Raw genomic sequence first — 25,817 nt, 5'->3', positions numbered from 1 at the left:
ACACCATGCGAATCAGACAACTCGAAGCACTGGCGGGCGGCCCTCGCCGGCGCGATGGCGAGGGCAGTGAAACCGGCGGCATCGCCGCGCTGGACCGCCGCGGTTTTCTCAAGCTGACCGGCCTTGCCGGCGGCGGGCTGGCGCTGGGCATCCTGCCCGTGCCGGCCGCATTCGCGCAGGAAGGCGCGGCGCCCAAGGCGCCGCCTTCGCCGCCCCAGGCTTTCCTGGTCATCGCGCCGGACAACACCGTGACCGTGGCCGTCAACCGGCTTGAGTTCGGCCAGGGCGTGCATACGGCGCTGCCGATGGCATTGGCCGAAGAACTCGACGTCGACTGGCGCAATGTGTGCGCCATGCTGGCGCCGGCCGGCGATGCATACAAGGACCCCGCCTTCGGCATGCAGATCACAGGGGGCTCCACCGCCCTCAATCATTCCTTCCAGCAATACCGCGAGCTTGGCGCGCGTGCCCGCGCCATGCTGGTGGCCGCGGCCGCGCAGCAATGGCAGGTCGATCCGGCGAGCTGCCAGGTGGCGCAGGGCGTGGTCACCTCCGGCAGCCACCGCGCCACCTTCGGCGAACTCGCGCAGGCGGCCATGGCGCTGCCGGTGCCGCAGCAGGTCACGCTGAAGAGCCCGGCGCAATTCAAGCTGATCGGCAAGCCCACGCGGCGCCTGGACGCGCGCGGCAAGCTGGAGGCAACCACCGCCTTCGGCATCGATACCCGTCTCAAGGACATGGTGGTGGCCGTGGTGGCGCGCCCGCCGCGCTTCGGCGGCAAGGTGAAATCCTTCAATGCCGACAAGGCGCGCGCGATCAAGGGGGTGGCCGACGTGATGCTGGTGCCGGTCGATCGTGGTGGCACCGGCGTGGCCGTGGTGGCCGACGGCTACTGGCCCGCCAAGCAGGGCCGCGACGCGCTGGAGATCGTGTGGGAGGACGCCGGCTCCACCGTCTCGACCAAGGCGCTCTTCGAGCAGTACAGGACGCTCGCCGCGCAGCCCGGCACGGTGGCGCTCAAGGCGGATCTCGGCGCCATGTCCGCAGCCGCGCGCACCATCGAAGCGGACTATCAGTTTCCCTACCTCGCGCATGCGCCGATGGAGCCGTTGAACTGCACCATGCAGGCCGAGGTGGCGGGCAAGAAGGCGCAGGCCGTGCAGGTGTGGGTGGGCTCGCAGTTCCAGACCGTGGACCAGGCCGCGATCGGGCGCGTGCTCGGGCTGCCGCCCGGCAAGGTCGTACTCAACACCATGATGGCGGGCGGTGGCTTCGGCCGGCGCGCGGTGCCCACGTCCGACTACCTGGTCGAGGCCGCCAATGTGCTGCTGGCCTGGATCAAGAATGGCCACGATGAGCCGCTCAAGGTGATGTGGAGCCGCGAGGACGATATCCGGGGCGGCTACTACCGGCCGCTGCACGTGCACCGCGCGCGCATCGGCATCGACGCCAAGGGGCAGGTGCTGGGTTGGCAGCACACCATCGTCGGCCAGTCCATTCTCAAGGGCACGCCCTTCGAAGCCTTCATGGTCAAGGGCGGCGTGGATTCGACCATGACCGAGGGCATCGTGCAGAACGATTACGGTCTTCCGCTGCAACTGTCGGTGCACCACCCGGATGTGGACGTACCGGTGCTGTGGTGGCGCTCGGTGGGCAATACGCACACCGCTTTCGTCAAGGAGACGCTGGTCGACGAGATCGCGGTCAACGCGCGCCAGGACCCGGTGGCCTATCGCCTCTCGCGCCTGGATGCGGCGAAGCATGCGCGCCATCGCGCGGCCCTGCAGCTTGCGGTGGCGAAATCCGGCTACGGCAAGCGCAAGCTGCCCAAGGGCCAGGCCTGGGGCGTGGCGGTGCACGAGTCGTTCGACACCGTGGTGGCCTACGTGGTCGAGGTATCGCTGGAGAAGAACGAGCCGCGCGTGCATCGCGTGACGGCCGGCGTGCATGCCAACCGCGTGGTCAACCCGATGTCGGCCGAAGCGCAGGTGCAGGGCGCGTGCGTGTTCGGGCTGGCGATGACGCGTCCGGGCTTTGCCATCGAGATCGAGAATGGCGTGGTGAAGAACAGCAATTTCCCCGACTATCCGCCGCCGCGCATCAATGAGGCGCCGGTGGTCAACGTGTTCTTCGTTCCCTCCGAGGACCCGCCCACCGGGCTGGGCGAACCCGGCGTGCCGGCCATTGCGCCCGCGGTGGCCAACGCGCTGTTCACGCTGACCGGCAAGCGCCAGCGCCAGCTCCCCTTCGTGCTGGCCTGAGCGGCGGCGCGGGACTCAGGGCGCGCGGCTGTCGCCGGCCGCGCGCCAGGCCTGGGTGAAATGCAACAGGTCTTCGGCGGAGGCATCGGTGACGGCTGCGTAGCGCATGCCGCCGGCCTGCCAGCTGGCGAGCTGGTAGCCATGGCGCGCCTCGATCTGCGGCGGCGCGCTGTTGCCGGCGGCGCTGGTCTTGCTGTCGGGTCTGTCGTCGGTCCCCAGCGGCAGCACGAAGACATCGATGGGATGCTGGTTGTGGCGGTAGACCAGCACTGCCACCGGCCGCCCGTGCACATAGTCGAGCCGCCCCCCGGTCAGCGGAAAGCCCTGCGCGGCCAGGTCCCGCACTGACGGCGCGTAGTCGATCCGGCCATTGAACCAGGGTTTGACGGTGTGGCGGTCCGACGAGACCACGTCGATCGCGTGGCCGGAGAGTAGCGCGCGCACATGGCTGCTGACCATTTCGCCGTCCACGCTCTGCTCCGTGCCATCGCTCAGCGCGTACTGGGCCACGCCGATGCCGAGCGTCGCCACCGTCAGCGCGGCCATGGCGGCATTGGCCGCCGGGCTCCATTCGAAATAGCGCTGCATCCGCTGCCACCGCGGGGCCCCCCCGGGGCGCCCGGGGGCGTGGGGCGGGGGGGGGGCGCGGGCCCCCCCCGCCACCACCGGGCCAGGCGTCTGCTCCTGGTCCAGCGCGGCGCCCAGCCGCGCGCGCAAGGCCGGGCCGGCGCGATGGTAGGGCGCATTCGCACGCAACGCCGCGCGCAGTTCGTGCACGTGTGCAAGCTCGGCGGTACAACCCGGGCATTGCGACAGGTGCCGCTCAAGGCGCAAGGTATCGCCCGCACCGAGTTCGCCGTCGGCGCAGGCTTGCAGCAGCAGGCGGGCGTCATTGCAGTTCATGGCCTGTCTCCCCGGCAGGACGCGACGAGGTTCCGCTGTTGCCCGTTACCGTCGCTGTCCTGCCTGTGTCGGGCACGGTGGAACGGGGGCTTGCCGCGCCGTCATTGCCGCCGGCGCGGGCGCCGGTGGCGTGCATCCCCTCCTGGCGCAGGGCGAGTACTGCCTGCGCCAGCAGCTTCCGCGCGCGCGCCAGCCGGGACATCACGGTGCCCAGCGGAATATCGGCAATGGCGGCGATGTCCCGATATGGCAGATCCTCCAGTTCGCGCAGCACCAGCACCTCGCGGAAGGCCGCCGGCAAGCGCTCCAGCGCGAGGTGCAGCAGGCGGACATCGTCGGCGCGCAGCAGCCATTGTTCGGGGCTATCGCCGTGGCCGTCCTGCCAGCCGGGCAGGGGCGCGCCGTCGTGGTGCGCATCGTCGTAGCCGGCGCTGTCGCCCTGGCCTGGCTGCTGCCGCTTGCGCCAGGCGGAAAACCACGTGTTGCGCACGATCGCCAGCAGCCAGGCGCGTGGCTGGTCGCCGCGGAAACTGTCGAAAAAACAGAAGGCCCGCAGGCAGGCTTCCTGCACCACGTCGTCCGCCTCGACGGCGCTGCCCGAAAGCCAGCGCGCCAGGTTGTAGGCGGCGTCGAGATGCGGGAGCACCAGCTCGTCGAAACGGCGGCGCCGGTCGGCTGCGTTCACATCACTCCTTGGGCTTGGCGCTGGGGGTGGTTCCATCCGCGTATACCGGGGCTGCGTCGAGTTTATTCCCGATTCCTCCGCCAACCACGAAAAAAATTTTCCTTCCCCGCCGGGAATAAGCGCGCCGTCGCCCAGGTATTACAGACATCCCCCCGGCAATCTATGGAGCCACCATGACACGAGCCTGGAAGCGGCGCGATTTCCTCAACCTAGCCGCCTGCGCCGGCGGCGCGGTCTTTGCCTCGGCCCTGCCCGGATGGGCCGCCGGGCGCGACGAAACCTTTTACTTCGTGCAACTGTCGGATGCGCACTGGGGTTTCCAGGGTCCGCCCAACCCCGACGCGCGCGGCACCTTGCCCAAGGCGGTGGCGGCGGTCAATGCACTGGCGGAGCCGCCGGATTTCCTGATGTTCACCGGCGACCTCACCCAGACCACCGACGATCCCGCCGAGCGGCGCCGCCGCATGCGCGAGTTCAAGTCGATCATTGCCGATCTCAAGGTTCCCGTGGTGCACCTGATGCCGGGCGAGCACGATGCCGGCCTGGACGAAGGCGCTGCCTACCGCGAACTGTTCGGGCCTACCCACTATGTATTCGACCACAAGGGGGTGCACTTCATCGTGCTTGACAACGTGTCCGATCCCGCCGGGCGGGTCGGCGCGACGCAACTCGACTGGCTTGCCGCCGACCTTGCGCAGCAGCCGCAGTCGGCCCGCATCGTGGTGTTCACGCACCGTCCGCTGTTCGATCTCTATCCGCAATGGGACTGGGCCACGCGCGATGGAGCCCAGGTGATCGAGCGCCTGATGCCGCATCCTAACGTGACCGTGTTCTATGGCCACATCCATCAGGAGCATCACCACATGACCGGGCATATCGCCCACCATGCCGCGCGTTCTCTGATGTTCCCGTTGCCGGTCGCGGGCTCGCAGGCGCAGCGTTTGCCGTTGCCGTGGGACCCGGCCCATCCATACCGGGGCCTGGGCTGGCGCGAGGTGGAGGCAAAGGTCGCAGCGGGCGAATTCGGCATCGCGGAGAAGCCGGTCACAGGTTGAGCCGGTGCCCGCGGCCTGGCGATTGACGGTTCACGGTTGAGCGATGGCGGTAGCCACCGTGCAATGCAAACACAAGGAGTAGGCTATGGCAGCAGTATCCCGGGAAGGAATCAGCCGCAGGCGCGCACTGTACTGCCTGCTCGCCCTGGCGGGCGGCGCGCCGCTATTGCGCAGCGCCGCCGCCGCCCCGCGCGTGATCAAGGTGCACGCGCGCAAATTCATCTTCACGCCCAACCACATCGCACTGCGCGTCGGCGAGCCGGTGGTGTTCGAGCTGACAGCGCAGGATGTGATCATGGGGTTCAGCGTGCCGGACTTCGGGATTCGCGCGGACCTGCCGCCGGGGCAGGTGGTGCGCGTTGCCGCGACACCCAAGACGGCGGGTACGTTTGCGTTTTTATGCGATATTTTTTGTGGATCGGGGCATGAGACTATGAATGGGGTGATGGAGGTGACATAGGGTATTTCTGGCCGTTTCAGGGACCTGAATCAGGTCTGCAGGGCCTAAAGGCGGAGTGGTGTCAGGCTCTTGGGCACATGGAGGTGTCACTTTTCTTTACTCGTAAAGAAAAGTAACCAAAAGAAAGCGACCCCTTGCAGGGGGGCTGGCTTATCAGGATCGGGAACGTTGCGGATTCGTGGTGGGCGCGGCGGTTCTAATAAACTGCTGGCGCTACCGGCGCGAACGGCATTGCCAATGCGGATGGCACTGGTTTCAGTATAGCGCCCCTGATGGCAATGGCCCGTGGTGGCTCACGCATCTGCCGTTACCGGCGCGAATGGCTACTGTCTCCCGATCCTTGCGGTTTCGTCGTGGGCGCGGTGGCCCCCCGGCTTGAGGCGAATACGTGCCTGTCGGAAATTTTGTGTTTAGGGCATAACATGTCGCCCAAGGAGCATGTCATGCCACGCAAAACCAAGACCAGCCAGGCTGCCGGCCGTGAGCTGCCGGCCATTCCCGAGGACTTGATCGCCCATTTTGTAAAGAGCCCCATGACCGCCGAAGCGGTTCAGGAGGCCTCGATGGCGTTCAAGAAGGCCCTGATCGAGCGGGCCCTGGGCGCCGAACTGGGCCATCATCTAGGCTACCCTCCGGGCGCTGGGCGCCCGGCCGGCATAGCCAACCAACGCAACGGCAAGAGCGCCAAGACCGTCCTGACCGAGGACGGCCCGCTGCGGGTAGAGATCCCGCGCGATCGTGACGGCAGCTTTGATCCGATCCTGATTCCCAAGCACGAGCGGCGCTTCACCGGCTTCGACGACAAGATCATCGCCATGTATGCCCGGGGCATGACCGTGCGCGAGATCCAGGCATTTCTGGCCGAGCAATACGGTACCGAGGTCTCGCCCGAGTTCATCAGTTCAGTGACCGATTCACCGACGGCCTCAAGGGCATGGAGCAGGCCCTGAATGCGGTGTTCCCGAACACGACGCTGCAGACCTGCATCGTGCATCTGATCCGGAACAGCCTGGAGTACGTCAGCTGGAAGGAGCGTCGGGCCGTGGCGGCGGTGCTCAAGCCCGTCTACACCGCACCCAATGTGGAGGCGGCGCTGGCCGAGCTGGCGGCCTTCGAGCAAGGAGAGTGGGGCAAGCGGTACGCACCGATCGCCGCGTCCTGGCGTCGGGCCTGGGACCAGGTGATCCCGTTCTTTATGTTCCCGCCGGCGATCCGCAAGATCATCTACACGACCAATGCCATTGAGAGCATCAATGCGCAACTGCGCAAGATCATCAAGACGCGGGGCCACTTCCCCAGCGACGAGGCAGCAACCAAGCTGCTATGGCTAGCGCTGCGCAACATCACCGGGAAATGGGGTAGTTCAACGCATGACTGGAAGGCTGCCATGAACCAGTTTGCAATCCTCTACGAAGAGCGCTTCACCCATCCGCATCATTGAGATAATGCTGGCTCACCGCTCCAATTGGCGGTGAGCCTTTACCTGCCCTGCACACAAAAAAACTGACAGGCCCTGGAGACGAGCATCCCAAATTTGGGGCCACCGCGCCCACGACGAAACCCGTGCCGTTCACGATCGAGTGGCCATATAAACCGGTAACGGCAGATGCATGAAAGGGTAAGCGAGTTCGTCATTCAGGGGTCATACAATGAAACCACTCTCATTCGCAGCGGCAATGCCGTTCGTGCCGGTAGCGCCAGCAGTTTATTAGAACCGCCGCGCCCACCATGAATCCGCAAAGCCAGCAAGCCCGACACGCCAGCCTCCTGCAAGGATCGCTTTCTTTTGGTTACTTTTCTTTACGAGTAAAGAAAAGTGACACCTACATGTGCCCAAGAGCCCGACACCACTCCGCCTTTAGGCCCTGCAGACCTGAATCAGGTCCCTACAGCCGCCCGACAGCCCGACAAACCAAATCAACCATCCGATCCAATCCCTCAATCCCCTTCCCCCGCCGCCAACCCCCGCCGACGCTCCCGTTCGGTCTCGCTAAGCGCCGCATGCTCCCGCTCCTCGCGGCGGGCCTGCCGCCGCGCCTTGCGCTGCATATACCAGTAATGCGCCCGGTCCAGGTAGAGATACACCACCGGCGTGGTGAACAGCGTCAGCATCTGCGACAACACCAGCCCCCCAACCATCGCGAAACCCAGCGGCCTGCGCAGCTCGGAACCCGCGCCGTGCCCCAGCATCAGCGGCAGGCCGGAGAGCAGCGCGCACATGGTGGTCATCATGATGGGACGGAAGCGCAGCAGGCAGGCCTGGTAGATCGCTTCTTCCGGCTTCATGCCGCGGTCGCGTTCGGCAGTGAGCGCGAAGTCCACCATCATGATGCCGTTCTTCTTGACGATGCCGATCAGCAGGATGATGCCGATCAGCGCGATCACGCTGAGGTCATAGCCGCCTGCGAGCAGGATCAGCAGCGCGCCCACCCCGGCGGAGGGGAGGGTGGAGAGGATGGTGAGCGGGTGGATGTAGCTCTCATACAAGAGGCCCAGCACGATATACACGGCGATCAACGCGGCGGCGATGAGGTAGGGCTGCGACGCCAGCGAGGCGCCGAAGGCCTGGGCCGTGCCCTGGAACGCGCCGGAGAGCGTTTGCGGGCGCCCCATGCCCGCCAGCGTGGTGTTGATCGCCTTGACGGCATCGCCCAGCGCCACGCCCTGGGCCAGGTTGAAGGAGATGGTGACGGCGGGGAACTGCCCCTGGTGACTGATCGACAGATAGGCCGTGCTGTCGGTATCGATCTTGACGAAAGTGGACAGCGGGACCTGTTCGCCGGTCAGCGGCGAGGTGATGTACAGCCTATTGAACAGGCGCGGGTCTTCCTGCAGCGCCGGCGTGGCTTCCAGGATCACGTGGTAGCTGTTGATCTGCGTGAAGTACTGCGCCACCTGGCGCTGGCCGATCGCGTCGTACAGCGTGGCGTCGATCAGGGCCGGCGTAATGCCGAAGCTGGAGGCGCGCGCGCGGTCGATGGTCAGGCGCGCGGCGGCGGCGGCGTTCTGCTGGTCGGACGCCACGTCGCGCAGCTCGCGCAGTTTGCTCAGGCGTTCGAGGATGCGCGGCGCCCACTGGTTCAGTTCGTCGAGGTTGGAGTCCATCAGCGTGTACTGGTACTGCGTGCGCGACAGCCGCCCGCCCACGTTGATGTCCTGGCCGGCCTGCAGGAACAGGTTGGCGCCTTGCACCTGGGCCAGCTTCGGACGCAGCCGGGCGATCACCTGGTCGGCGCTGGCGGTGCGGCCCTCGTCCTTGGGCTTGAGGCTGATGAAGAAATTGCCGGTATTGAGGGTGTTCTGCCCGGCGCTCATGCCCACCGCCGCGACGTCGGGATCGGCGCGCACGATATCCGCCAGCTGCACCATGCGCTCGTTCATCGACCGGAAGGAGGCATCCTGGGCGGATTCCGCGATGCCGAACATGAAGCCGGTATCCTGTTGCGGGAAGAAGCCCTTGGGGATGTAGACAAAGAGCGCCACGGTGACGGCCACGGTGCCGATAAACGTGCACAGCGTAAAGAACTGATGGCGCATCACCACGTCCAGCGCGCGCTTGTAGCCCGCCAGCATGGCGTCGAAGCCATGCTCGAACCACTGGTAGATGCGCCCGTGATGGTGGCCGCGCGGCGGGGTCAGGTAGAGCGAGCACAGCATCGGCGTCAGCGTCAGCGAGACCAGCACCGACACCACGATGGTGAGCGTGACGGTGACGGCGAACTCGCGGAACAGCCGCCCGACGATACCGCCCATCAGCAGCAGCGGGATGAACACCGCCACCAGGGAGACCGAGATCGACACGATGGTGAAGCTGATCTCGCCGGCGCCCTTGAGCGCGGCTTCCATCGGCGACATGCCGTCTTCCACGTGGCGATAGATGTTCTCCAGCATCACGATGGCGTCATCCACCACGAAGCCGACCGCGATGGTCAGCGCCATCAGCGAGAGGTTGTCGCGGCTGTACCCGAGCAGGTACATGCCGCCGGCGGTGCCCATCAGGGCCAGCGGCACGGTGACGCTGGGAATCACGGTAGCCGCAACGTTGCGCAGGAACACGAAGATGATCATCACCACCAGCGCGATGGTCAGCACCAGCGTGAACTCCACGTCCGCCACCGAGGCGCGGATGGTCTGGGTGCGGTCCGCCAGCGTATTGACGCTGATGGTCGGCGGGATCGCGGCCTGCAGCTTGGGCAGGGCGGCGCGGATGCGGTCCACCGTTTCGATCACATTGGCGCCCGGCTGCTTGGTGACGGCCAGGATGATGGCGCGGCCATTGTGGAAGGTGTTGCCCGCCGGCGCGGCCGCGCCGGCAAAGCCCCAGCCCGCCAGCTTGGCGTTCTCCGGGCCGTCCACCGCCACGCCGACGTCGCGCACGCGCACCGGCGCGCCGTTGCGGTAGGCCAGCACCATGTCGTTCCAGGCAGACGCCTTGGTGACCTGGTCATTGGTGTAGACGTTGAAGGCCTTGGTGCGGCCATCGGTACTGCCGGTGGGCTGGTTGACCGTGGTGGTGGCAATCACGTTGCGCACGTCTTCCAGGCTCATGCCCATGGCAGAGAGTTTCTGCGGGTCCACCTGGACGCGCACGGATGGCTTCTGCTGGCCGCCGATATTGACCAGCCCCACGCCGGAAATCTGCGAGATCTGCTGCGCCAGCACGTTGTCGGCGTAGTCGTTGATCTCGGTCAGCGGCAGGGTGTCGGACTGCACCGCCAGCACCAGGATCGGCGAGTCGGCCGGGTTGATCTTGCGGAACGTGGGCGGGGTCGGCAGGTTGCCGGGCAACTGGCCGCTGGCAGCATTGATGGCGGCCTGCACGTCCACCGCTGCGGCATCGATGCTGCGGTTGAGGTCGAACTGCAGCGTGATCTGGGCGTTGCCCTGCGCGCTGGTCGAGGTCATCTGCGTCAGCCCGCTGATCAGCGAGAACTGGCGCTCCAGCGGCTGCGCCACGTTCGACGCCATGGTTTCCGGACTGGCGCCGGGCAGGTTCGCCGACACCTGGATGGTGGGGAAATCCACCTGCGGCAGCGGGGCGATGGGCAGCAGCGGCCACGCCGCTACGCCGACCAGCAGCACGGCCAGCGCCAGCAGCGAGGTGCCGATCGGGCGCTTGATAAAGGTTGCTGAAATGCTCATGGCCGTGCGTTCCCGGCGCTGCTTTGTGCGGCGGGGGCCGGTGCGGCTCCGGAGCTCGCCGCCGCGGTGGCCGCCGGCGCTGCCTCGCTCACGCGCGTACCCGGCTTGAGCTTGTACTGCCCGTCCACCACCACCCGCTCGTCGGCCGCCAGGCCCTTGGCCACGATGGCCTTGGCGTCCTGGATCTCCGCTACCTCAATCGCGCGGGAGGCGACGGTATGGTCCGGCTGCACCACATAGACATAGGTGCCGGTCTGGCTGCGCTGCACGGCCGAGGCCGGAATCGTCAGCGCCTGGTCGCGCTCGCCCAGCACCAGGCGCGCGTTGACGTACTGGCCCGGCCATAGGGTATGCGTCGGATTGGGAAAACGGCCCTTGAGCTGGATGGTGCCGGAAGTTGTGTCGATGGTGTTGTTCAGCAGGATCAGCCCGCCGCGCCCGAGCACCGTGCTGCTGCCGCGCTCGCTGGCCTCGACCGCCAGCGGCGCGTGGCTGGCCTGCATGGCGCGGTTGATGCGCTGGAATTCGCCGTCGGGCAGCGTGAACACCACGTCGATAGGGTCGATCTGGCGTATTACCACCAGCCCGTTGGCATCCGCCGCGTGCACGATATTGCCCGGGTCGACCAGGCGTGCGCCAACGCGCCCGGCCAGCGGCGCCGTGATGGTGGTGTAGTCGAGTTGCACGCGGGCGACGTTGATCAGGGCCTCGTCGGTCTTCACCGCGGCGGCCAGCTGGGCCACCTGCGCGCGCTGGGTGTCCAGGGTTTGCTGGGTGGTGGCGTTTTCCTTGATCAGACCCTCGTAGCGCTGCAGGTCCAGCCGGGCGTTGGCGAGCTGTGCTTCGTCGCGCGCCTTCTGCGCCATGGCCTGCTGCAACTGCGCCTGGAAGGTGCGCGGGTCGATCTGCGCAAGCAACTGGCCGGCCTTGACGTCCTGGCCTTCGACAAAGCCCACCCGGTCGAGTTGGCCGTCCACGCGCGCTTTGACCGTCACCGTGGCCATGGCTTGCACGGTGCCCACGCCGGACAGGCCGATGGGTACGTTTTCGCGCTTTACCAGCGCGCTGGAAACCGAGACCGCAGGCACCGGGGGCTGGGCCGGGCGCGGCGCCTGCATGCGCCTGAGCGGGCCGGTGGCGAACCAGGCCAGGGCGGCCAGCACAAGCACGGCGAGGCCGATCAGGACGGGATTGCGGCGGGAGGACGGGGTCGCCATGGAAAGCCTTGGTAAATGGTCTGCCGATGCAAATCAGGGTTGGACTGGGACGCCCCGGCCACCGATGCCGGCAGCGGAGGGCGGACTGGGCATGGCGGGCATCGCAAGCTCGGCGGTTGGCGAGGCGGCAGGGCCCGGGGTGCCGGCGCGGCCGGCGACAGCCAGCGCATCGCTGTGCCAGCCGCCGCCGATCGCCTTGATCAGCGCGACGCTGGCGGCCAGCTCCCGGCCACGCAGCTGGATAGCGGTTCGCTCGTTAGACAGTGAGAGAGCCTGGGCTGTTACCACCGAAAGATAAGATGCGGTGCCGGCCCGGTACTGCGCCAGGCTCACGCGTTCGGCTACGCGGGCGGCTTCCACCGCGTGGTCCTGAACCACCACTTCCTCGTCGAGCACATGCAGCGCCGAGAGGTTGTCCTCCACCTCCTGCAGGCCACCGAGCACTGTTTGCCGATAGCTGGCCACGGCCGCGTCGTAGGCCGCCACGGCCTGGTCATTCTGCGCGTTGCGCAGGCCGCCGTCGAAAATGGTGCCGGCCAGTGCCGCGCCCAGCGCCCATACCCGGCCGGGCGGACCGAACCAGTTGGCAAGGCTGCCGCTGCTGCCACCTCCCATCGCCGATAACACCAGCGACGGATAGTATGCGGCGCGCGTTACGCCGATATTGGCATTGGCTGCCGCCATGCGGCGCTCGGCGCCGGCGATGTCGGGGCGGCGTTCCAGCAGCGCCGAGGGCAGCCCCGGCGGCACGGCCAGCGGGCGCATCGTGAACGCCTCGGGCGCCAGCGTGAACTCGGCCGGGGCGCGCCCCAGCAGTACCGCGATGGCGTGCTCGAGCTGGCTGCGCTGCACATCGAGATCGATCGCCTGTGCCTGCGCCGCGTTCAGCGTCACCTGGGCCAGCGCGACGTCGCCCTCGGTCGCCACGCCCGCGCGGAACTGGCTCTGGGTCAGCTTTAGCGAGGTCTGGTAGGCGGCGATGGTACGGGTATAGAGATCCTTGAGCACGTCGGTCACGCGCAACTGGATGTAGTCCTGCACCAGCTCGCCCTGGATGGTCAGGCGGGCGCCGGCAAGGTCGGCGGCACTGGCCTGCGCGTTGTCGCGTGCCGCTTCGATGCTGCGCCGCACCTGCCCCCACAGATCGACTTCCCAACTAGCGTCGAGATTGGCTACGTGCGTGTTCGACACCGCCTGGACGCCCAGCGTATTGGTGTGGGCGCGCCCCACCGATACGTTGGCGCCAAGCGTTGGGAACAAGCCCGCGCGTGCCGCCTGGGCCAGCGCGCGTGCTTGCCTGTATTGGGCCTCGGCCTGGCGCAGGGTCTGGTTGGCGGCATTGGCTTGCGCAACGAGCGCATCGAGGCGGGGGTCGCCAAAGCCGGACCACCACGCCTGGCTAAGGTCCACCGGGCGCGGTTCCGCTATCTTCCATTGGTGATCGTCGGGCACGGCTTCGCGGTAGGCCGCCGGCGTGTCGGCCGGGGGGCGTTTGTAGTCGGGCCCGACCGCGCAGCCAAGTAGCCAGGCGCAGGCAAGCGCGGTGCAGAGCAGGCGTGGCGAGAACAGGCACGTCGCGTTCATGGGTGGGAGGGACTGGCGATGGTCATGCTGGACCTTCTTGGAGCGATGCCGGTTTTGCGGGTTGATGCGGGTTGATGCGCGGGCCGGCGGGGCGAGCGGCCGCACATGTCCGGCGCCGGCGTGGCGCCGGCCTGTTCTACCGCTAGCATAGTGCGGCGCGGGAAGCTGTGTAATGCACCGTGCATTACGGCGTATTTCAATTGTTTACGCCGTCGCGCGCCTTTTTTCGGCATTCTCGGCGCAGCGGCGTTCGCAAGTGGTGCGTGGAATACACCGGCGGCGCTGACGGCTGGCGGTGTGTGCATGACTGTTACGGTATCTTGCCGCGACGGTCGGCGAAATACGTCGCTTGCCAGGAGCAAGCGCAGCCGTGATGCGGCAGACTGGCTTGCTGGCCGGGAAGGACTGCGGCGGCGGCGCTGGCGAGACCGCTGCCAGCCGGGTCGCGATGCCCGTCCGGCCAGTTGCCGCCTGTTGTAATCCCGTGTAATTGTGCGCGGGCCAGCCCTCGCGGGTTGCATTTGCCCTGCCTGCCGCGTAGAAAGTAGGTGTCAGGCGGTCGCGGCGGGTGAACCGTGGCATCTCAACGGCCCCGCTGGTACATATAACGACATTAGGACGACAAGCAGGAAGATGTAGCCATGGAGACCGATCAAGCGAGCACCCTGACCTACGCACTGATGGCAGTGCCTGCGCGCGCGGCGATCTGCCGCGCGCTGCTGGAGGCCGGCGAAGCCGGCATGCCGGCCTTCGACCTGGCCGCCATTGCCGGACTGAGCCTGCCGCGCGCCAGCCATTATTTCAAGGAGCTGATGCAGGCGGATGTGCTGTCGCTCAGCATCCGGGACCGGCAGGTGATCTACGTGCTCAAGGCCCGCCGCGCCGTGAGCCTGGCGCTGGCGTATCTCGACGGCGGCGGAATGTAGCCGGTCGCTGGCTGCACGCCGGGCTCTTGCGCTATCTTGCGGGCACGGCCATGCGCTGGGACGCCGCGTCGCGACAGGCGCACATTCCTGGCCCCCGGCGCGCTCTCCCTGCGCCATGTGGATGCCATGTCATGCCATGCTATTGCCCGGCATTCGCTTCGCGCGATCGCCACGCTCTTTGCCTCTTGTCCTGTTGTTTGTTGTCCCGTATTGAAATCAGGTATCAATGTCTGCTTTGGAAACCTTGTTTGCCGCCCTGGAAGAGCAGGGCTGGGCTGTCTCCGACGAACTCGTCGACCCCGCCCTGGTGGCGCGGCTATATCGCGACAGCCGTGCTGCCTGGGAGGGCGGCTTGTTTCATCAGGCCCGGATAGGCCGGGGCCAGGAAGCCGCCCGCGATCCGGACATCCGCGGTGATTCGATCCTGTGGCTGGACGATGCGCCTGTCGCCGGGGCCACGCAGGACTTCCAGGCCTGGGCGGCCGGGTTCCGGCAGGCCTTGAATGCCCGGTATTATCTTGGCCTGAAGCGCGAGGAGTTTCACTTCTCGCACTATCCGGTGGGCACTGCCTACAAGAAGCACCTGGACCAGCACCGGGCGACCGAGCACCGCAAAATCTCGCTGGTGCTTTATCTGAACCCGGAGTGGGAGCCGCACGATGGCGGCGAACTTGTGCTGTATCCGCCGGATGGCCAGGCCACCGCATTGCGCCAGGTGCTGCCGCAATGCGCGCGGCTGGCAGTGTTTCGCAGCGACCTGATCCCGCATGAAGTGCTGCCTTGCCGGCGGACCCGCTGGGCGCTGACCGGCTGGTTCCGCACCGATCCGGCCTAGGCGCTGCCTCGGGGCGTTTCAGATCCGTTCCGGATGATGCCGGCGCCGGTGGGCCTGCTCGCGCTGGCTTGGCTTGGCATGCGGATACCGGGCCGAATTCACGCCCCGGCCGGCGGGAAAACCGCGTCGCGACGCGTTGGCGCGTCGGCAAGGAAATCGGCGACGACGGCTTCGGCAAGCAAGGCTTCCTGCTCCATGCCCTCCCTCCGGTACTCCAGTGCGACACCATTCATCAGGTCGACGAAGGAGGTGCGGCCATGCGCGGTCTTGAGCGGGCAATAGGTGGCGGCGAGGGTGCAATCGACCAGGACGTGTGCAACGGCATTGCGCAACGCGTCAATGGCGCTGGGCAGGGCTGCGGTATCGGGGGTGGTCATGGGACGCTCCTTCGTGACCGTGAACGGGAGGGCTCGGGCTGGTGTCGCGCGCGGGATGGAGGATCTACCGGCATTTGCCCCAGCATGGACACCGGTATCTGCCGGCCCGCCCTTCGGCTTTCCCTTTGCGTGCCAGGCGGCTGCTCTCTTGCATGGTAGTGCGCGCCGTGCGGCAGCGAAAGGCGCGCCGCCTGCCGCTGCGGCCATCGCCTCGTTGACCGCCTCCCGGCCTCGCTGGCGTGCTGCCAGTTGCGCGGAATAAACGATATATACTGTATTTGCCTGAAAACAATGCTCCGCGGAGGATATATGGCAACGGGTTCAAATCGGAAGGCACGCACTGCCGCCCCGGTCGCGGCAAACGGCGAAGCCGGCGCGCCGGCGACCACGGTGGTGAAGACGACGAAGCCGGCGAAAGCCGCGAAGGCCGAGAGGGCCCGGAAGCCTGAAGCGGCTGACAAGGCCGGCGGTCCCGCTGTGAAGTCCAAAGCCTCGAGCGGGGCAACGAAAGGCGCCGCCGCGAAGCCGGGGAAGGCGCCGCGGGAGAACGGCGCGGACAACGGCGGCCAAGGGGGTGGCAAGAAGAAAGTGGTGCGCGACAGCTTCACCATGCCCGAATGGGATTATCGAAAGCTGGCGGAACTCAAGCGCCGGTGCCTGAACGGCGGAGCGCATGTGAAGAAGAGCGAGTTGCTCAGGGCCGGCCTCAAGCTGCTGGAAGCCCTGCCCGAGAAGAAGCTGCTGGCGGCCGTGGGCGGAGTCGAAACCGTGAAGACCGGACGCCCGTCGAAGCGCAAAGCGCGCGAAGCCAGTCCCGCGCAATAGCAATAGCGCCGGCGCCGGACCGACCCTTGCCGCATGGGGCGGCCGGGCGGGCCTTGCCGCTGCCGGTCCTTTCGCCGGGCGCCCGGACTGCTATTGCCGGGGAGCCTGTGCGCCGATGCTCTGCAAGCCGATGGCCGCGCCATGGACATCGGTGATGCGCGCCAGTTCGCGATAGGCGTTGGCCTGGACCCGCTCCGGGAGCGGGACAAACTTTGCGTCGCGGGCGAGATCGTCGCCGTGGAGGTAGCCCCAGGTGATGAATTTCAATGCGTCAAGCGTGCGCGTGCCGGTCTTGCTCACCGCCGGGATTGCGATGAAGGTGCCCATGGTGATAGGCCAGGTGTCAGCGCCGGGCTGGTTGATCAGGCTGGCGGTGAAGTCGCCCTTCCGGTTCCAGTCGCTGTGGAGGACCGCCTCGCGGAATCCGCCGACCTGCGCCGATACGAATCGCCCCGCGGCATTGCGCAGCTGGACGGCGTTCAGGTTGCCTTCCAGTACATAGTTGTAATCCACATAGCCGATTGCGCCGGCCACGTTCTGTACCGCCTTGACCACTTCCGCGCTGCCCCGCACGGCGGTGAAGCCCGCAGGCCAGGGCAGGGTGGACCGCGCACCAAAGGCGGTCTTCCATTCGCCGCTGACTGCGCTCAGGTAGTCGCTGAAGTGATAGGTCGTGCCGGAGCCGTCGGCGCGCACCACCGGCCTGATCGGCAGCTTCGGAAGCGTGACGCCCGGATTCAGCGCGCGGATCTCGGGCGCATCCCAGTATTCCAGTTTCCCCTGGAAAATGCCTGCCAGCAGTTCGCCGGTCAGTTTCAGCCTCCCCGGCGGGAGCGCGGGGAGGTTGACTACCGGCACCGCCGCCGTCACCACGGACGGGACAAAGACCAGGCCCGCCTTTTTCGCTTCTGGCTCGGGCATGGGCACATCCGATGCGCCGAAATCGACCTGTCCCTCGCGAATGCGCCTGATGCCTTCGCCCGAGCCCACTGCATCGTACTTGATGGCTGCGCCGGTGGCGTTCTTGTAGGCTGCGGCCCATACGCGATAGACCGGCGCTGCGGCGGTCGAACCGGCGCCAAGGATGTCGGCCGAGGCACCGCCGGCGAAGCAGCCGGTCAACACCAGGGTGGCGAATACGAGGTTTTTGGACATGGGCATGAGCAGGAGGGCGAGAGCATGTTGGGCGAGCGCGATTGTATAAGCCCTGCACGCGATTCGCGGCAGCATCCCGCTCGCGCGCTTCGTGAATAGTTGATGACAGTCTCAACCATTGGCCTCGGGCGGTCGTTAAGATGGCTACGCAATCTTCATCTTGACGCGGATGGCTTGAGCACGGCGAGGCACACGCACCGGAAGGTGTCTTGCGTGATGCACAGCCGTCCGCTGCCGAGTGTTTCCACCGAATCTTGCCGGCGGCATCGTCAATCGCTGTATGAGCCTCTTCAGGTCGCTTTTCTGGTGCCCGTTATCGGTATTCGCCATCGTTACGGTACCCGTTGCCGAATCCCCGCGGGAAGCGGCCCCGGGCGGGGCGCCGTTGCCGCCGTCCTATGAGATCACGACCGCGCGCCAGGGAACCGGCATCGTGGCAGGCAAGTCCGCCCCGCTATCCGGCTGAGCCGGCGTGCTCGCCTGAGTCTCTCCGAGGTTCGGGAATGCGGGGCGGGAGGGCGTTCATGCCGCGCTGCATGATTTCCGGATTTTAGCCTTCCTGGCTCAAGATGCGGTATGGCGCATATAATTAATTGTGCGACGCAGCAGTCGATGTGAGACTCGGAAAGCTTGGCTTGCCAGGGACGACGGGCAAGCTCGCCATGGTGCGCAGGATCAGGGCCATGCGCCCGCGGGCCCGAGTGGATATTGCTGCTGTATCCAGGGTCCTGCAGGTGAATTCCCGTCGGGGCCCATCAGGCAGCCATCCATCCTGATCATTCAAAGAATCATGGCTGCGTCGAGCAATCATGATGAGGTGCGCAAATGTTGCCGTGCGATCGATGCAAAGGCCAAGCCGGCAGGCCAGGACACCTGCCGCCCCACCCGGATCTTGAAAAAGCGCCGGACCTGTCCCCGCGTGAAGGCGCAACCGCGCACGCCTACCAGTGCAGGAAGTGCGGCCACATGCTGGTGCTGCAAAGCCCCGGCCGGGATATGCCAGATTTCTGGGTGCTGGGGGATGGCGCGTTCCCGGCGGACACCTGACAGCGCCAGGCCAAACAAAAAGAGCCATCAGCATGATGGCTCCTATCCCCGCGATCCAGCGCCGGCTGCAGATCCCAACCCTGGCATTCTCAGATGCGCATGGGATAGGCAGGGTCTGCAGGTGGCCCCTCGGGATCCCGTCACGCCTACCCCTTGCAGGGCGCCGTGGGCATTGGCATTCCAGACTTATCAGCCCGATCCCGGTGCAAGGCTGACTATATCCGCGTATTGTTTCGCGCGGAAGACACCCAAGTGCCAAGGGGAGCACACCGTCGTTGTGCCGCTGGTGCCCGGCTGCAGGTGCCGGCACGCTGGCGCAGCCCGCGTGATAGGGCCGCAGCGGGAAGGGGTCTCTTTCTCTGCCTGCACCGGCATTTTCCTTCTCGCGCCGCCCCGTTGTTTCGACATCCGGGGTGCTCCGAATCCACCGTCGGGCCCGGTGCTGGCAACGAATATCGATGTTAGAGGGTAAACACGTATCAAGTTGCCGACTTGAAAACGTAAACCCCCGTCCCTATAATTAGCACTCGTTGGGCATGAGTGCTAACAGACCTCGCCTAGCGTACTAATTCTGCTGGCCGTCAGTGCTGGCGGCCAATTTTGTGAACCTAAAATCACTTTTTTGTACCAAGGAGTCCGTATGAATCTGCGTCCTTTGCACGACCGCGTGATCGTGAAGCGTCTGGACAATGAAACCAAGACCGCTTCCGGCATCGTGATTCCCGACAACGCTGCCGAAAAGCCTGATCAAGGTGAAGTGCTGGCCGTGGGCCCCGGCAAGAAGGATGACAAGGGTGCTTCGATCGCGCTCGACGTCAAGGTGGGTGACCGCGTGCTGTTCGGCAAGTATGCCGGCCAGGCCGTGAAGGTGGATGGCCAGGAACTGCTGGTCATGCGCGAAGAAGACATCATGGCCGTGGTGAACAAGTAATCCACGCACCCCGACTCGTACAGATTTAGGAGATTCAGAACATGGCAGCTAAAGACGTAGTATTCGGCGACGCCGCCCGCGCCAAGATGGTCGAAGGCGTGAACATTCTCGCCAACGCAGTGAAGGTTACCCTGGGCCCGAAGGGTCGCAACGTCGTGCTGGAGCGCAGCTTCGGCGGCCCGACCGTGACCAAGGACGGTGTGTCCGTGGCCAAGGAAATCGAGCTGAAGGACAAGCTGCAGAACATGGGCGCGCAAATGGTCAAGGAAGTGGCTTCCAAGACCAGCGACAACGCCGGTGACGGTACCACCACCGCAACCGTGCTGGCCCAGTCGATCGTGCGCGAAGGCATGAAGTACGTTGCCGCCGGCATGAACCCGATGGACCTGAAGCGTGGCATCGACAAGGCTGTGGTGAATGCGGTCGAAGAGCTGAAGAAGCTGACCAAGACCACCACCACCAGCAAGGAAATCGCCCAGGTCGGCTCGATCTCCGCCAACAGCGACGAAGTGATCGGCAAGCTGATCGCCGAAGCGATGGACAAGGTCGGCAAGGAAGGCGTGATCACCGTGGAAGACGGCAAGTCGCTGGCCGACGAGCTGGAAGTCGTGGAAGGCATGCAGTTCGACCGCGGCTACCTGTCGCCGTACTTCATCAACAACCAGGAAAAGCAGGTTGTTGCCCTGGAGAACCCGTTCGTCCTGCTGTTCGACAAGAAGATCTCGAACATCCGCGATCTGCTGCCGGTGCTGGAACAAGTGGCCAAGTCGGGCCGCCCGCTGCTGATCATCGCTGAAGACGTCGAAGGCGAAGCCCTGGCGACCCTGGTGGTGAACAACATCCGTGGCATCCTGAAGACCGCCGCCGTCAAGGCTCCGGGCTTCGGCGACCGCCGCAAGGCCATGCTGGAAGACATCGCCATCCTGACCGGCGGTGCAGTGATCGCCGAAGAAATCGGCCTGACGCTGGAAAAGGCAACCCTGCAGGAACTGGGTCAAGCCAAGCGCATCGAAATCGGCAAGGAAAACACCATCATCATCGACGGCGCCGGCGACGCAGCCTCGATCGAAGCACGCGTGAAGCAAATCCGTGCCCAGATCGAAGAAGCGACCTCGGACTACGACCGTGAAAAGCTGCAGGAACGCGTGGCCAAGCTGGCCGGCGGCGTTGCAGTGATCAAGGTTGGCGCTGCCACCGAAGTCGAAATGAAGGAAAAGAAGGCACGTGTGGAAGATGCACTCCACGCAACCCGTGCAGCCGTGGAAGAAGGTATCGTCCCCGGCGGCGGTGTGGCCCTGCTGCGCGCTCGCGCTGCCATCGCTGGCCTGACCGGCGACAACGCCGACCAGAACGCGGGCATCAAGATCGTGCTGCGCGCCATGGAAGAGCCGCTGCGCCAGATCGTGCTGAACGCTGGTGAAGAAGCTTCGGTCGTGGTGGCCAAGGTCATCGACGGCAAGGGCAACTTCGGCTACAACGCCGCCAGCGGCGAGTACGGTGACCTGGTGGAAATGGGCGTGCTGGACCCGACCAAGGTGACCCGCACCGCGCTGCAGAACGCTGCATCGGTCGCTTCGCTGATGCTGACCACGGATTGCGCCGTGGCAGAACTGCCGAAGGACGAATCGGCTCCGGCAATGCCGGGCGGCATGGGCGGCATGGGCGGTATGGACGGCATGATGTAAATCTGCCGGGCCGCCGGTCACGCGGCCTGCCATACCCGCATCACCCGCATCACCCGTAGTAGCAAAAACCCCCGCTGGCGCGAGCCGGCGGGGGTTTTTGTTTTCCTATCCGTATCCGTGCCTGGCAGGGCCTGGCTCAGAGTTCTACCGTGTAGCGCCAGTCGAAGGCGGGGTTTTCCAGTTCGCCGCTCTTGCGATGCACATATCCTCGCGGGTTGCAAACCACGCGCGCGTTGTCGAGCCGATAGTCGAAGCCGGTGTGGGTGTGGCCATGGATCCAAAGGTCGGCCTGCGCGACCAGATCGGGTCGGCGCGAGATAAAGCCGCTCGAGACCAGGTCGTGGGAGAAGCGCGGGTCCAGGCTGCCAAGATCGGGGGCGTGGTGGGTCACCACCACCGTCTTGCCGGCGAAGGGCGTGGCGAGCTGCGCCGCCAGCCAGTCACTGGCCGCCTGGTGCCGCGCCAGCGCGTCGGCTGTGGTGAACCGGCGCTTGCGGCCGTCTCCGTCCGCGATCTCGATCAGGCGATGGTCGATCATGACACCGGCGCAGGCGAGCATCGATGCCTCGCGCCGGTCGGCGCCGAAGAGAGCATAGTCCGTCCACCAGGTGGTGCCGATCACGCGTACCGGTTCGCCGGCCGGATTGTCAAAATGCGCGACGGCTCCGTTCAGGACGTGCACGTTAGGCGCAGCCCGTGCTGCTTCCGTCATCAGCGCATCGACCTGCTCGAAGGAGCTTTCGTAGTACTCATGGTTGCCGGGCACGTAGACCACCGGCCCGGGAAAGTTGCGCGCAGCCCAGTCCACGCCGGCGCGGCCGTTGGCGATATCGCCGGCCAGCACCACCAGATCGGCGGCGCATGCCGGCAACGATGCCGGCATGTGGTGCTCGAGGTGCAGGTCACTGAGGATGCGAAGCTTCATCGGATGTCTCCATGCGGTCTGCGCCGCCTGCGCAGGGGCGCGTCGTTGGTCTGCATGGATTCTACCCAATCGGTATTGTTCCGCCCGGCCCGGCCCTTGCCGCGTTCTCCCCGTGCGGCGCGTTGCTCCGCCACGACCACGCAGCATGCATGAAGCGGGTCCGAAGCGGGGCGGCTTCCCAGCCTTCCTCGGGCAGCCCACGTCTTGCGAGCGTTTTGCCCGATTGTTCCAGCTTCTTGGTCCACAAGTCCTGAAGGGGCGGATGTTGGCTGGTTCACATTGGGCTGGAGGAGGCTCGGCTTGTTGGATGGGGCCAGAACTTTCTTAAAATGCCGCCGCCTACGATCGATTTGCTTGCATTTTTGATACATTGCTCGCGGAAGTGGAGCGAAAGCGATATCGTCGCGCATTGCACTGATCATCGGCCGAGCGGGAACGCCGCCAAATTGCAGTCTTCAGGGGATAAACACAATGCAACAAGAAGATAACAACACCTTCCTGGCGCCACCGCTCGCAACGCCCGCGGTGCCGGCCGCTGCCGCGTCGCCGCGTCCGATGCGTTTCGAGTTCATCGGTTCGGGTTCGGAGTATTTCCGCATCTGGATCGTCAATGCGCTGCTGACTATCGTCACGCTGGGCATTTACTCTGCGTGGGCCAAGGTGCGCACGATGCAGTACTTTTATCGCAACACCCGCTTGGACGGTGCCAGCTTCGACTACCACGGCCGGGCTACGGCCATCCTCAAGGGGCGCGCCATTGTCTTCGGCATGGCCATGCTGTTCCAGCTCAGCAGCCATGTCTCGCTGTTGCTGGCGCTCGCCCTGGGGCTGGCCCTCGCGGCAGTGTTTCCGCTATTGTTGGTGCGCTCGCTGCGTTTCCGCATGGCCAACTCGAGCTACCGTGGCTTGCGCTTCGCCTTCACGGGCGGCGATGCCCAGGCCTACAAGGTGTTCCTGCTGTGGCCGGTGCTGACGGTGCTCACGCTGTATGCGCTGGCGCCGCTGGCGCACCAGCGCTTCAAGCAGTACCAGCATGACAACACCCGTTTTGGCACGGCACCGTTCGGCATCAGTGCGACTGCGGGCGGCTTCTACGGCGTCTACCTGCGCGCCTTCGGCATGATGGTGGCGGTGGTGGCATTGACGGCGCTGGCCGGCAGCCTGCTGGGGGCACAGATGAGCGCGGGTGTCGCCTCGCCGTCCGCAGCCTCCGCCGTTGCCGCCGTGATCGGCTTCTATATCGCGCTGCTGGCAGTCGGCCCCTTCTTCATGGCAAGGCTGCAGAACCTGGTGTGGAACCACACCACGCTGGCACCGCACGCCTTTCGCAGCGAGGTCAAGGCGAGCCGCCTGCTTTTCATCTTCGTGACCAATATGATCGCCAATGTGCTGACGCTGGGACTGTTCCTGCCGTTCGCGCGGGTGCGCTCGATGCGTTACCGCATCGAATCCATGACCATGCTGGCTGCGGCGCCGCTGGATGCCTTCGTGGCTGGCGAAACGCAGCAGGTCGGTGCGCTCGGCGATGCCGCGGTGGACTGGTACGACATCGATATCGCACTCTGAGCGTGCCGGTCACTTCCATATCGAGGCCCTGATGCAGGATCTTCCCGAAGCCGTCCCAGCCCATCCCGCTGCGGTCGCCGCCACTTATTTCGACGGCCGCTCGTCGCGTGCCCACGCCGTCAAGCTGTCCATCGAAGGCCGCGACGCGGTGCTGCGCGAAGCCAACGGCGGGGTGCTGCGCCGCGCGCCGCTGGCGTCGCTGCGCGTCTCCGAGCGGGTCAAGCGCGCGCCGCGCCTGGTGACCTTTGCCGACGGCGCCTTCTGCGAGGTGAGCGATCACGCCGGCTTTGCCGGGCTGCTGGCCGCCGGCGGCCACCGCGAGGGCTGGGTGGTGCGGGCGCAGAACAGCTGGCGCCTGGCGGCGCTGTCGGTGCTGGGCCTGGTCGCGGTGCTGGTGCTGGGGTACTTCGTGGTACTGCCGTGGGGCGCCGGCATGGTGGCGCGCAGCGTGCCGCCGGCGCTGGAGGCACGGCTTGGCGACGCCACCTTGAGCAGTCTCGACAATGGCCTGCTCCAGCCCTCGGCGCTGCCGCGGGCGCAGCAGGAGCGCATTCGCGCCGACTTCGCGGCACTGGCGCGCCCGCCCGATCCGGGTCACCGCTACCTCATCCTGTTCCGCCAGGGCGGCCGCCTCGGGGCCAACGCGCTGGCGTTGCCGGGCGGCACCATCGTGGTCACCGACGAGCTGGTGAAGCTGGCCGGGTCCGGCCCCGGCCTGATGGGTGTGCTGGCCCACGAGGCGGGGCATGTGGCCCAGCGCCATGGCTTGCAGCAGATACTGCAGGCCTCGGCGGTGGGCGCGCTGGCCGCTTATTTCTTCGGCGATTATTCCAGTGTGCTGGCAGGGGTGCCGGCCGCCATCCTGACGCTGCGCTATTCGCGCGACCACGAGCGCGCGGCGGATGCCTATGCGGTGGAGGTCATGCAGCGCAACCATTTGCCGGTGTCGGCCTTCGCCGATGTGCTGGAAGCGCTGGAGGCTGCTCACCAGCAGCCGGACGACCCGGCCGCCAAGGCTCCCCCAGGGCAGGAAGCCGGCGCCTCGGCCGCGCCGGGCGAGCGGGAGACCAAGCGGGAGCGGCGCGGCCGCCGTGCCGCGGAGGACGAAGACGAGAGCGGGAGTTTCTTCTCGACCCATCCGCTGACGCGCGAGCGCATCGAGGCGCTGCGCGCGGCGGGCCGCTAGCGGACCGCAGGCGCCCGTCAGCGCACCGCAGGGTCAGGTGCCGGTCTCCGAGATCGCCACCTGGCCTTGCAACCAGCCGTGGAACTGCTGGATCGCCTTCTCGCGGGGACTGTTTTCGCGCCAGGTGACCCAGTAGTGCAGGCTGGACGGAATGCGCGTGGTGCCGATCTGCACCAGCTCGCCGCTGGCAATGTAGTCGCGGGCCAGCTGCAGGCGCGCGGTGGCCACGCCAAGCCCTGCCACTGCCGACTGCAGCATCATGCCCGCATCCTGGAAGATCGGCCCGCGCTCGGGTTCGGCGCCGGGCAGGCCGGCGCTTTCCAGCCAGTCCCGCCAGGGCCGCAGGGCGAAGCGCAGCATCGGCATGCGCGGCAGGTCGTCCATCGTGAAACCGGGGTAGCGTGCCAGCAACGCCGGGCTGGCCACCGCGATCACGTGGTCCTCGATCAGGTTATGGCAGGCAAAGCCGGGCAGGTCGACACGCTGGTGCCAGATGCCCACGTCCACCGAATAGGGATCGGGCGGGGAGATCTCGGTGTGCAGGCGCAGGTGCAGGTCGAGCCCGGGCAGGGCTTCGTGCAGGCTCGGCAGGCGGCGGATCAGCCAGGCATTGGCGAGGTCGGCCATGACGCTGACTTCCAGCCGTACCACTTGCGGGGCGCCGCCATTGCTGGCCTCGCGCAGGCCATCCTCCAGCTCGCCGAGCCCGTCGCGTATCCGCTCCGCCAGCCGCGCGCCCACATTGGTGGGCACCATCAGGTGGCCGGCGCGCTGGAACAGCTTGCTGCCGAGCTTGTCTTCCAGTGCGCGGATATGGTGGCTGATGGCGCTGTGGGTCAGGGCGAGTTCCTCCGCGGCACGCGAGAAGCTGCGGTGGCGGGCGGCGGCTTCAAGGGCGCGCAGCGCCTGCAGCGCGGGCAGGTGCGGGAGGCGATGCGGGTGGGCTGGTTCTGCCGGCCCGGCCGGCTCAGTCGGTTCAGCCGGTTCGGCGTGAAGGCCGGCGCCGGAGCGCTTAGGGTGTCGGAGGGTCATTGCCGTCAAATTCTACTCAC

19 protein-coding genes and 1 pseudogene are annotated in these 25,817 nt (G+C 66.3%); 11 read left to right on the top strand and 9 right to left on the bottom strand.

Annotated elements, in window-relative coordinates; translation table 11 throughout:
- The first annotated feature begins 5 nt into the window (after positions 1 to 5).
- The gene (locus AC3FOF_RS11340; protein ID WP_488726633.1) at positions 6 to 2,261 is read left to right on the top strand and encodes a xanthine dehydrogenase family protein molybdopterin-binding subunit; all 2,256 of its coding nucleotides are present in this window, start codon (positions 6 to 8) and stop codon (positions 2,259 to 2,261) included.
- 15 nt (positions 2,262 to 2,276) lie between these two features.
- On the opposite strand, the gene AC3FOF_RS11335 is transcribed toward AC3FOF_RS11340, so the two are convergent.
- The gene (locus tag AC3FOF_RS11335) at positions 2,277 to 3,164 is read right to left on the bottom strand and encodes an anti-sigma factor family protein (protein WP_488726632.1); all 888 of its coding nucleotides are present in this window, start codon (positions 3,162 to 3,164) and stop codon (positions 2,277 to 2,279) included.
- Entirely contained in the window at positions 3,151 to 3,849 is a 699-nt protein-coding gene (locus AC3FOF_RS11330) for an RNA polymerase sigma factor (protein WP_488726631.1), read from the bottom strand. Before AC3FOF_RS11330 ends, AC3FOF_RS11335 begins: the two co-directional genes overlap by 14 nt.
- Positions 3,850 to 4,022: 173 nt before the next feature.
- On the opposite strand from AC3FOF_RS11330, the gene AC3FOF_RS11325 reads away from it, so the two are divergent.
- The 3 genes and pseudogenes from AC3FOF_RS11325 to AC3FOF_RS11315 all read left to right on the top strand — a co-directional run bounded on the left by AC3FOF_RS11325 (position 4,023) and on the right by AC3FOF_RS11315 (position 6,805).
- A complete protein-coding gene (locus AC3FOF_RS11325; RefSeq protein ID WP_017227193.1) occupies positions 4,023 to 4,904 on the top strand; it encodes a metallophosphoesterase in 882 nt (293 codons plus the stop codon).
- A gap of 85 nt (positions 4,905 to 4,989) precedes the next feature.
- Positions 4,990 to 5,364, top strand: a complete 375-nt coding sequence (locus AC3FOF_RS11320) for a cytochrome c oxidase subunit II (protein ID WP_017227192.1) — start codon at positions 4,990 to 4,992, stop codon at positions 5,362 to 5,364.
- A 443-nt stretch (positions 5,365 to 5,807) separates the two neighbouring features.
- Positions 5,808 to 6,805, top strand: a pseudogene (locus AC3FOF_RS11315) (IS256 family transposase).
- 497 nt (positions 6,806 to 7,302) lie between these two features.
- Here AC3FOF_RS11315 and AC3FOF_RS11310 read toward each other — a convergent pair.
- Genes AC3FOF_RS11310 through AC3FOF_RS11300 form a run of 3 tightly spaced genes read right to left on the bottom strand, consistent with a single transcriptional unit; the run spans position 7,303 to position 13,307 of the window.
- Entirely contained in the window at positions 7,303 to 10,506 is a 3,204-nt protein-coding gene (locus AC3FOF_RS11310) for an efflux RND transporter permease subunit (protein ID WP_488726630.1), read from the bottom strand.
- Positions 10,503 to 11,723: an efflux RND transporter periplasmic adaptor subunit gene (locus tag AC3FOF_RS11305; RefSeq protein WP_488726629.1), complete on the bottom strand. Its 1,221-nt coding sequence runs from the start codon at positions 11,721 to 11,723 to the stop codon at positions 10,503 to 10,505. Before AC3FOF_RS11305 ends, AC3FOF_RS11310 begins: the two co-directional genes overlap by 4 nt.
- A 33-nt stretch (positions 11,724 to 11,756) precedes the next feature.
- Positions 11,757 to 13,307, bottom strand: coding sequence for an efflux transporter outer membrane subunit (locus tag AC3FOF_RS11300; protein WP_488726628.1), 1,551 nt, complete (start codon positions 13,305 to 13,307; stop codon positions 11,757 to 11,759).
- 641 nt (positions 13,308 to 13,948) lie between these two features.
- On the opposite strand from AC3FOF_RS11300, the gene AC3FOF_RS11295 reads away from it, so the two are divergent.
- On the top strand, positions 13,949 to 14,233 hold the full coding sequence (locus AC3FOF_RS11295) for a helix-turn-helix domain-containing protein (protein ID WP_017225474.1): 285 nt from the start codon (positions 13,949 to 13,951) through the stop codon (positions 14,231 to 14,233).
- Between the two features lie 226 nt (positions 14,234 to 14,459).
- Positions 14,460 to 15,068, top strand: coding sequence for a 2OG-Fe(II) oxygenase (locus AC3FOF_RS11290; protein ID WP_488726627.1), 609 nt, complete (start codon positions 14,460 to 14,462; stop codon positions 15,066 to 15,068).
- A 98-nt stretch (positions 15,069 to 15,166) separates the two neighbouring features.
- Here AC3FOF_RS11290 and AC3FOF_RS11285 read toward each other — a convergent pair whose 3' ends face one another.
- The gene (locus AC3FOF_RS11285) at positions 15,167 to 15,445 is read right to left on the bottom strand and encodes a hypothetical protein (RefSeq protein ID WP_488726626.1); all 279 of its coding nucleotides are present in this window, start codon (positions 15,443 to 15,445) and stop codon (positions 15,167 to 15,169) included.
- 309 nt (positions 15,446 to 15,754) lie between these two features.
- Between AC3FOF_RS11285 and AC3FOF_RS11280 the strand changes: the two genes are divergently transcribed.
- Positions 15,755 to 16,270 (top strand): hypothetical protein, encoded by a 516-nt coding sequence (locus tag AC3FOF_RS11280; protein ID WP_488726625.1) that lies wholly within the window; start codon positions 15,755 to 15,757, stop codon positions 16,268 to 16,270.
- 90 nt (positions 16,271 to 16,360) lie between these two features.
- Here AC3FOF_RS11280 and pstS read toward each other — a convergent pair whose 3' ends face one another.
- Positions 16,361 to 17,425, bottom strand: coding sequence for a phosphate ABC transporter substrate-binding protein PstS (gene pstS, locus AC3FOF_RS11275; protein ID WP_488726624.1), 1,065 nt, complete (start codon positions 17,423 to 17,425; stop codon positions 16,361 to 16,363).
- 1,687 nt (positions 17,426 to 19,112) lie between these two features.
- Here pstS and groES point away from each other — a divergent pair.
- The gene (gene groES, locus AC3FOF_RS11270; protein ID WP_017225479.1) at positions 19,113 to 19,403 is read left to right on the top strand and encodes a co-chaperone GroES; all 291 of its coding nucleotides are present in this window, start codon (positions 19,113 to 19,115) and stop codon (positions 19,401 to 19,403) included.
- 41 nt (positions 19,404 to 19,444) lie between these two features.
- Positions 19,445 to 21,088 (top strand): chaperonin GroEL, encoded by a 1,644-nt coding sequence (groL, locus tag AC3FOF_RS11265; RefSeq protein ID WP_017225480.1) that lies wholly within the window; start codon positions 19,445 to 19,447, stop codon positions 21,086 to 21,088.
- Positions 21,089 to 21,224: 136 nt separating this feature from the next.
- Here the strand turns inward: groL and AC3FOF_RS11260 are convergent, their stop codons facing one another.
- Complete coding sequence (locus tag AC3FOF_RS11260; RefSeq protein ID WP_017225481.1) at positions 21,225 to 22,013, bottom strand: metallophosphoesterase; 789 nt, start codon at positions 22,011 to 22,013, stop codon at positions 21,225 to 21,227.
- A gap of 555 nt (positions 22,014 to 22,568) precedes the next feature.
- Between AC3FOF_RS11260 and AC3FOF_RS11255 the strand changes: the two genes are divergently transcribed.
- Positions 22,569 to 23,579: a YjgN family protein gene (locus AC3FOF_RS11255; RefSeq protein WP_488726663.1), complete on the top strand. Its 1,011-nt coding sequence runs from the start codon at positions 22,569 to 22,571 to the stop codon at positions 23,577 to 23,579.
- A 31-nt stretch (positions 23,580 to 23,610) separates the two neighbouring features.
- Positions 23,611 to 24,765 carry a M48 family metallopeptidase gene (locus AC3FOF_RS11250; RefSeq protein WP_488726623.1) on the top strand — a complete coding sequence of 385 codons (1,155 nt, stop codon included), beginning with the start codon at positions 23,611 to 23,613 and terminating at the stop codon, positions 24,763 to 24,765.
- A 33-nt stretch (positions 24,766 to 24,798) separates the two neighbouring features.
- Here the strand turns inward: AC3FOF_RS11250 and AC3FOF_RS11245 are convergent, their stop codons facing one another.
- On the bottom strand, positions 24,799 to 25,797 hold the full coding sequence (locus AC3FOF_RS11245) for a LysR substrate-binding domain-containing protein (RefSeq protein WP_488726622.1): 999 nt from the start codon (positions 25,795 to 25,797) through the stop codon (positions 24,799 to 24,801).
- Between the last annotated feature and the right edge of the window lie 20 nt (positions 25,798 to 25,817).

The organism is Cupriavidus sp. 96C5-1, from assembly GCF_057798855.1.
The sequence above is the reverse complement of the archived record's forward strand: the minus strand, read 5'-3'. Positions and strand labels throughout refer to the sequence as shown.

What these genes read in the sequence shown, in the direction of transcription:
- AC3FOF_RS11250 (WP_488726623.1), top strand. Translation starts at nt 23,611, where the DNA reads ATGCAGGATCTTCCCGAAGCCGTCCCAGCCCATCCCGCTGCGGTCGCC.
- AC3FOF_RS11300 (WP_488726628.1), bottom strand. Translation starts at nt 13,307, where the DNA reads ATGAACGCGACGTGCCTGTTCTCGCCACGCCTGCTCTGCACCGCGCTT.
- AC3FOF_RS11325 (WP_017227193.1), top strand. Translation starts at nt 4,023, where the DNA reads ATGACACGAGCCTGGAAGCGGCGCGATTTCCTCAACCTAGCCGCCTGC.
- pstS (WP_488726624.1), bottom strand. Translation starts at nt 17,425, where the DNA reads ATGTCCAAAAACCTCGTATTCGCCACCCTGGTGTTGACCGGCTGCTTC.
- AC3FOF_RS11310 (WP_488726630.1), bottom strand. Translation starts at nt 10,506, where the DNA reads ATGAGCATTTCAGCAACCTTTATCAAGCGCCCGATCGGCACCTCGCTG.
- groES (WP_017225479.1), top strand. Translation starts at nt 19,113, where the DNA reads ATGAATCTGCGTCCTTTGCACGACCGCGTGATCGTGAAGCGTCTGGAC.
- AC3FOF_RS11255 (WP_488726663.1), top strand. Translation starts at nt 22,569, where the DNA reads ATGCGTTTCGAGTTCATCGGTTCGGGTTCGGAGTATTTCCGCATCTGG.
- AC3FOF_RS11280 (WP_488726625.1), top strand. Translation starts at nt 15,755, where the DNA reads ATGGCAACGGGTTCAAATCGGAAGGCACGCACTGCCGCCCCGGTCGCG.
- AC3FOF_RS11290 (WP_488726627.1), top strand. Translation starts at nt 14,460, where the DNA reads ATGTCTGCTTTGGAAACCTTGTTTGCCGCCCTGGAAGAGCAGGGCTGG.
- AC3FOF_RS11285 (WP_488726626.1), bottom strand. Translation starts at nt 15,445, where the DNA reads ATGACCACCCCCGATACCGCAGCCCTGCCCAGCGCCATTGACGCGTTG.
- AC3FOF_RS11340 (WP_488726633.1), top strand. Translation starts at nt 6, where the DNA reads ATGCGAATCAGACAACTCGAAGCACTGGCGGGCGGCCCTCGCCGGCGC.
- groL (WP_017225480.1), top strand. Translation starts at nt 19,445, where the DNA reads ATGGCAGCTAAAGACGTAGTATTCGGCGACGCCGCCCGCGCCAAGATG.
- AC3FOF_RS11320 (WP_017227192.1), top strand. Translation starts at nt 4,990, where the DNA reads ATGGCAGCAGTATCCCGGGAAGGAATCAGCCGCAGGCGCGCACTGTAC.
- AC3FOF_RS11305 (WP_488726629.1), bottom strand. Translation starts at nt 11,723, where the DNA reads ATGGCGACCCCGTCCTCCCGCCGCAATCCCGTCCTGATCGGCCTCGCC.
- AC3FOF_RS11245 (WP_488726622.1), bottom strand. Translation starts at nt 25,797, where the DNA reads ATGACCCTCCGACACCCTAAGCGCTCCGGCGCCGGCCTTCACGCCGAA.
- AC3FOF_RS11260 (WP_017225481.1), bottom strand. Translation starts at nt 22,013, where the DNA reads ATGAAGCTTCGCATCCTCAGTGACCTGCACCTCGAGCACCACATGCCG.
- AC3FOF_RS11295 (WP_017225474.1), top strand. Translation starts at nt 13,949, where the DNA reads ATGGAGACCGATCAAGCGAGCACCCTGACCTACGCACTGATGGCAGTG.
- AC3FOF_RS11335 (WP_488726632.1), bottom strand. Translation starts at nt 3,164, where the DNA reads ATGAACTGCAATGACGCCCGCCTGCTGCTGCAAGCCTGCGCCGACGGC.